The 6,000-nt window shown below is 57.1% G+C and carries 7 protein-coding genes; 3 read left to right on the top strand and 4 right to left on the bottom strand.

The window, feature by feature from the left end; all coding sequences use genetic code 11:
• Positions 1-263: 263 nt before the first annotated feature.
• Positions 264-1,244 carry a hypothetical protein gene (locus ABFC66_RS07005; RefSeq protein WP_346740224.1) on the top strand — a complete coding sequence of 327 codons (981 nt, stop codon included), beginning with the start codon at positions 264-266 and terminating at the stop codon, positions 1,242-1,244.
• A gap of 90 nt (positions 1,245-1,334) precedes the next feature.
• On the opposite strand, the gene ABFC66_RS07010 is transcribed toward ABFC66_RS07005, so the two are convergent.
• From ABFC66_RS07010 to ABFC66_RS07025, 4 genes are read right to left on the bottom strand one after another with little or no spacing between them, the layout of a single operon-like run.
• Positions 1,335-1,736: a hypothetical protein gene (locus tag ABFC66_RS07010; RefSeq protein ID WP_346740225.1), complete on the bottom strand. Its 402-nt coding sequence runs from the start codon at positions 1,734-1,736 to the stop codon at positions 1,335-1,337.
• Entirely contained in the window at positions 1,733-2,080 is a 348-nt protein-coding gene (locus ABFC66_RS07015; RefSeq protein WP_346740227.1) for a DUF2958 domain-containing protein, read from the bottom strand. The genes ABFC66_RS07010 and ABFC66_RS07015 overlap by 4 nt, the downstream gene beginning before the upstream one ends.
• Complete coding sequence (locus tag ABFC66_RS07020) at positions 2,064-2,444, bottom strand: hypothetical protein (protein WP_346740228.1); 381 nt, start codon at positions 2,442-2,444, stop codon at positions 2,064-2,066. The genes ABFC66_RS07015 and ABFC66_RS07020 overlap by 17 nt, the downstream gene beginning before the upstream one ends.
• 59 nt (positions 2,445-2,503) lie before the next feature.
• Positions 2,504-3,379 (bottom strand): zincin-like metallopeptidase domain-containing protein, encoded by an 876-nt coding sequence (locus tag ABFC66_RS07025; RefSeq protein WP_346740229.1) that lies wholly within the window; start codon positions 3,377-3,379, stop codon positions 2,504-2,506.
• A 260-nt stretch (positions 3,380-3,639) separates the two neighbouring features.
• Between ABFC66_RS07025 and ABFC66_RS07030 the strand changes: the two genes are divergently transcribed.
• Both ABFC66_RS07030 and glgP read left to right on the top strand, forming a co-directional pair.
• Positions 3,640-4,098: a hypothetical protein gene (locus ABFC66_RS07030; protein WP_346740230.1), complete on the top strand. Its 459-nt coding sequence runs from the start codon at positions 3,640-3,642 to the stop codon at positions 4,096-4,098.
• Between the two features lie 68 nt (positions 4,099-4,166).
• On the top strand, positions 4,167-6,000 hold a 1,834-nt coding region (glgP, locus tag ABFC66_RS07035; protein WP_346740231.1), incomplete at its 3' end, for an alpha-glucan family phosphorylase.

A 6,000-nucleotide genomic window follows, 5' to 3' on the forward strand; every position in this document is an offset into this window, starting at 1 on the left:
GCATTGCGGCATGGAAGGCCTGGGCGGCCGAGTAAATCATCGCGGAAACAGAATCCAAGAAGTGGCGCCATCGCGCCCTACTTTTTTTGCTCAGCGCGCAGAGAGTTGAGAAAGAACCATATCTAGATCGATGACAGTCGTAGTCGGTCTACGTTTGTCTTTATACGCAAAAGGTGGGGCGCGCAGTGGGGCATGACCTAGGGCGCCATAGGTCCTAGTGGGGCCCAGTGGGGCGTAGTGGGGCACAGAGGGGTTTTCAAGCAATGCAGCATCAATTCGCACATATCGAGCTATGGACCGCAGCTGGCTCTCAGCGGGCCGGCAAAAAGCGCTGGAGCGCGCGCCAGATACTCGAGGAGATGTCGCGCGCGCCAGGTGCATGCGATCATGTCGAGCGGCCGGCGGCGCCTGTTCATCTCTTCGGCTGCGCGCCTATGGAGCTTGCAGATGAGCTCGAAATGACTGCCGCTGATTTGCGCGACAGCCGTGGCCGCTCGACATCCGGACGGGCGCGCGTATTGCTTGCCGCGGTATACAGCTTCCCGACGCCGCGATCTGAGGCGCGGCGCGAAGAGGAGGCATCATGGGCGCGGGATGTGCTCGCATTCAACCTTCGGTTCTTTGGCGAAAAAAATGTCAGGTCCGTCGTCGCGCATACAGACGAGACATTTTTTCATATTCATGTAGCCGTCACCGCGCCTCGCATCGGCAATCGCCTGGCCTGGGAAGAAGTTCATCCAGGCCTGGCTGCAGAAAGCGGGGCAGCATCTGTCGGCGCATCTCCAAAAGCTCGGAAGACGGCTTACATGAGCGCTATGCGCTCATTCCAAGACCGCTATTTCAGCGAAGTCGCGGTGAAGCACGGGCAATCGCGCATTGGACCGCGCCGGCGCCGACTCGATCGCGGCGAGTGGCATGCTGAGCAGCGCGTATCTGCCATGCTTAAGAAAGCTGCAGGACGGCCGCTTGAAGATGTCCTGTCGGCGGACTACTGGAGGTCACGCTTCGAGCGAGCTGAAAGAGAAAAAGCCGCCGCAATCCAGCGCGCGAACGCGGCTGAAAGGCAGGCGGCTAAGCTGAAACGGCAGGTAATTCGACTTCTCAAAAAGCTCAAAAAATTTGTGCTTTTGAGGGTCAGAGTAATTCGGAAGGAGGCGCCGATTTTGACTCCTCCGAGGATACGCGATCGCGAAAGAATTCGGGAATTTCAGCGGACGAATACGAGGAATCGGGGGATGGTGTGATGAGAGGTGGGGAATTTCTTGGCGAAGTGCTGGACCTTGCGCAAGCGATCGCTGACTTCGAAAACGATGAAGTCGTTGCCGGATTCCGTCTCAAGAGAATGGATTTTCGAATCCTTCCTCTCGATGACGACGATTGCTTTTTTCCCGATCCGCAACGCGTTGTAGAGCCGTCGGCGCATTGCGAATATGATGCGCCCAATTCGTCAGCGCGGTGACTGAATCGCTCTCGAAAAGCGTCACGTCGCCATCGAAGAACACGACGCCGACGCGCTGAAGAGGGCAGCACCACATAAAGAATTCGGCGTCAAATCGCACTCCGTTTTCGATGCATTCGATGCCACCGGAGCAAAGAGACTTCAGTCTTTCGACTGAGAGTTCTACGGCCGGCCAGGTCCAGGCCACGCCGGCCAGGCTCTCAAAACAGCGCGGAGCTGGCGCTGCTTCAAGAGCATCGAAAATGTCACAACCGAATTTCGAGCGGGGAGGCATCATGCGATTAAACTCCCTTTCTCGTGCGCTTCGTCTGCATATTTCCGAAGCGATTTCGAGGGCGTGAAATGAAGATCGCGCTCGATGCCAAGGCCGAACTTGCCGCGAAATTGCTCAAGTTCCGGGAGATAGATGTCTCCGGTCTCCGGGAATCCCTGACCGAGATCGGCGAGGCCGAAGGCCAGGTTCGGTTCATCAGGATATATAAAGCTTAGCAACCAGGTGCCGGCGCCGCACGGATTGAACAGCTTCACAGGCGGTTGAAGATCGAATTCATTAGCGCCTTTTTCGACATCCAGGCCGATTTTGATGAGCTTTTCGCGCAGTTCTTCAGTGAGAAGCGTCATAGTCGACCTCCCTAGCAATAGACATCGCAAGATCCTCGCTGCCGACGTATTCCACCAGCCATGCGTGCGCGATGTCTTTCTTTAGCTTGTATGTGGCTTTTACCGTCGCGCGGTGACGCGTCAGCAATTCATCCTGAGCGATTGACGCAATGGAGCGGAAAAGCTGATCGAATTCAGGCTGCATCAATGATGCGGAGCGTGCGGCGTAGATGAGCTTTGAAATCTCGTCCGGAACGTCATTGCGGCCGGCGAGTTCGTAGATGTCTGTCAGAGCTTCTGCAAGCTCGCTGTGAAGCTTTCCGGTTGATAGAGCAGCTTGAACTGGCTCTACCAACGCGCGAATAATCTCAGTCCGCGTCTTCATGATTTTCCTTTCAATGCGCGTCGTCGTCGGAGAATCCGACGACGCGCAATGGCCTCGAGCTACGCGCTTAACAGAAAATCGGCGCCTTGCTGTGCTTTAGATGCACACGCAAAAATCGGCCGAGAGTCAGCTTTGAGACGTTGAAGCCAGGCGGATAAATAGTGAGCATGGTCTTCGCGAGTGACGGCTTGAATTCCAGCAGCAGAGAGCGTCATCGCGGCGCCAAGCTCTGCAACGAGCTCCTCCATTGCATATGAGGCATCGCCGAAGCGTCCGCTTAGATCGCGGTCTAGGCGATGAGAGGCTCCGGTCGCGTGCATGGCTTCATGCGCCGCTGTAGATGCCCAATCTTCATCGCTGAAAAACGACGATGCCGAAGGCAGAGATATGGCGTCAGCTGCGGGGTGATAAGCTGCAAACGGCGACGCATTGTTGACGCCTCCGCGGAGCTTGAGTTTGTCGAGAATTTCAAGAACACGCGCGTCTTTCTCGACTGCCGTTCGGAGAGGCTTCACGCCAGCTGCGGCCTCGAGATCAGCGCGCGTGGCAGCATCGGCGTCTGTCTGCGAAAGATTGAAGACGGCGTAAGTTTTCACGCCTCGGAATTTTCCTTTCTCAGTCGCGTCGTCTGTCTCTTTGCCGAAAAGATAATAGATGACGCGCGTCCCTTTTGCGCCCTTGCTGACCTGAACGCCGGCCGCTGTGAGCGCTTTGAATGTGCCGAAGACTGGCGAGCTGAATCCAGATAAGCCAAGAAGCAGGGCGTTGATGCCGCGATATTCACGTCCATCAAGATTGCGGGCGCCGCCGACTGTGGACCAGGGGCAGATCCATTTTGACGGCGATGCTTCTCCTATCTCGATAGCAGAGACAATTCGCTCTGTGACCTCCGTGTAGACGTCATGGCGCTGTTTCACCTGGCTCACCAATTTCATTGTTTCTGACCGCGCTTCGAGCCGCCAGGCGCGGTCAGAAATCCTCTTCACAAGCCGATTAGATTTCGGCATGCTACAAAGAGAGCGGAACGAGAACGAAAAATGCCGACGCTGGATGAATTAGCGCGGAATGGAGAGCTTCTGCGCGTATGCTGCCGCGACAGAAAATGTGCCCGCGTAGCTCTATTTGAGTCGTCTGCTGTGGCAGCATTTATTGGCGAAGACAGGCAATTGACTAAGCTGAATTTCCGCTGCTCTTCGTGCGGAATGTTTCGCGCGATGGTTTATCCGACTCCGCGCGAGGCTCTAAAAATGGTCTTGAAGCGCAATCGAGTTTTTCCGAAGCCGCTCGGATTTATTCCTCCGCTGTAGCGGTAACTGCTGGTCGTTTTCTGAACATCAACCAGGCGAGTGCGCAGACTGCGATCGATCTGAACACAACATGCGCGAGCAAGGCTTTATTGTGGACTCCTGCAGTGAATGTCGTGATGGACAAGGCGTGCAAGACAGTGATCGAAGGTGGAGGCTGGCTCACCGTGGTTCAAATTGGCGAACTACTCGTCGATAAGGCAGACAATCCCGCCGATCAGGCTTCATCTTCTGGCCGGGTAAGCCCGGCCAGCCTGCCGCCAGATGAGGGGCGCGTAACGTCGTGCAGCGCATCATGCGTCTGGTCTATCGCCGTGGATTTTACGCTAAGAAGGCGTCATGATAATTAATAGTGTATTTCGCCTTCAGGCAAGAATGCCGGTCGCTCACACGGCACCTGAATGTACGGAGTGAAGTCATGGTCGCACTTCCCTTGCCGACATTGCCGGACGCGATATCCATTCTTCAATCACTTTCGCTCGATCTGCGCTGGACATGGAGTCATGAAGGCGACTCCCTGTGGTCCTATGTCAATGAGGAGCTGTGGGAGCGCACGCACAATCCGTGGGTCGTCCTGCAGGGCACACCAGGGGAGCGTTTCAAGGCGCTGGCATGCGACAGGAAGTTTCTAGACGAGCTTGCGAGTTTTGTTGCCGTTCGCGAACGATATTTGAAGACGCCGGGATGGTTTCGCAGCTCAGAGCACGCGTCGCAGCTGGGAGGCGTGGCCTATTTCAGCATGGAATTCGGTCTCGGAGCCGCGCTGCCGCTCTATGCCGGCGGCCTTGGCGTTCTGGCGGGGGATTTTCTGAAGGCGGCCAGCGATCTCGATGTTCCGATTGTCGGGATAGGTCTTCTCTATCAGGAGGGCTATTTCCGGCAGGTCCTGGATGCGAGCGGCGCCCAGCAGGAGTTCTATCCATTCAACGAGCCGGCCGCGATGCCGATAGAGCCAGTCATTCTTCCCGAAGGCGCCTGGTTGCGCATCCCGCTTGAAATGCCGGGCCGCGTTGTGCTGCTGCGAGTCTGGCAGGCGAATGTGGGGCGCGTGAAGCTCTATCTGCTCGACAGCAACGATGCGCTCAACGGCCCGCCGGATCGGGGCATTACCGCGAAGCTCTATGGCGGTGGAACCGAAACGCGGCTGATGCAGGAGATCGTGCTCGGCATTGGCGGCTGGCGTGTCGTCAAGGCTCTCCATCCGGAGATCGAGGTTTGCCATATCAATGAGGGGCACGCCGCCTTCGCTATCATCGAGCGTGCGCGCCAACAGGCGCTGAAGGAGAATATCGACTTTTGGGACGGCTTGTGGGCGACGCGAGCAGGCAATGTCTTCACGACGCATACGCCCGTTGCGGCGGGCTTCGACAGGTTTCCCGCTGACTTGTTACGGAAATATCTACCCTATGTTGAAGGATCGATCGCGGGAGATAGTCTCACGCTCGCGGACATACTGGCGCTTGGCCGGATCAATCCAGACGATGAGGACGAGCAGTTCAACATGGCATATCTCGCGCTGCGCGGCTCGGCGACTTCCGTGGGCGTCAGCCGTCTGCATGGCGAATTCAGTCGCCGCATATTTCAGCCGCTGTTTCCGCGTTGGCCGACCTGTGAGGTGCCGGTCGGGCACATCACCAACGGCGTTCATATGCCGACATGGGACTCCGCGGAGGCCGACAGGATATGGACGGAAGCTTGCGGGAAGGAAAGGTGGCGGTCGGACCCAGGCACCGAGGTTGCGAATATCGCCCAGGTCCCCGACGAAAATCTATGGGCGATGCGAAACAAGAGCCGTGAGCGCCTCGTCCATCTGGCGCGTCGGCATCTGGCGACCCAGCTCAGGGAGCGGGGTCGCGACGCGGGGGCGGTGCACACTGCCGATACCGCACTTGACCCGAATATTCTGACCATCGGATTTTCGCGCCGGTTCACCGAATACAAGCGAACGGACATTCTGCTTCGCGACCTCGACCGTCTGGGACGCATTCTTTTCAATGAAAACCGGCCGGTTCAGATCGTGACCTCCGGCAAGGCCCATCCTGCGGATACTCATGGAAAGGAAATGATCCGTTCGTGGATCAATGTGGCGCGTCAGCCGAAATTCCGGCAGCGCGTGGTGTTTCTCGAGGATTACGACATCGATCTCGCGCAGCATCTTGTTCAGGGTGTGGATGTCTGGATCAATACGCCGCGCAGGCCGTGGGAAGCGTGCGGCACGAGCGGCATGAAGATTCTCGTCAATGGCGGCCTCA

This window comes from Parvibaculum sp. (assembly GCF_039680535.1).
Lineage (GTDB): Bacteria > Pseudomonadota > Alphaproteobacteria > Parvibaculales > Parvibaculaceae > Parvibaculum.

Excerpts from the sequence above, each read along its gene's own strand:
- ABFC66_RS07005 (WP_346740224.1), top strand. The coding sequence starts at position 264 with ATGCAGCATCAATTCGCACATATCGAGCTATGGACCGCAGCTGGCTCT.
- ABFC66_RS07010 (WP_346740225.1), bottom strand. The coding sequence starts at position 1,736 with ATGATGCCTCCCCGCTCGAAATTCGGTTGTGACATTTTCGATGCTCTT.
- ABFC66_RS07015 (WP_346740227.1), bottom strand. The coding sequence starts at position 2,080 with ATGACGCTTCTCACTGAAGAACTGCGCGAAAAGCTCATCAAAATCGGC.
- ABFC66_RS07020 (WP_346740228.1), bottom strand. The coding sequence starts at position 2,444 with ATGAAGACGCGGACTGAGATTATTCGCGCGTTGGTAGAGCCAGTTCAA.
- ABFC66_RS07025 (WP_346740229.1), bottom strand. The coding sequence starts at position 3,379 with ATGAAATTGGTGAGCCAGGTGAAACAGCGCCATGACGTCTACACGGAG.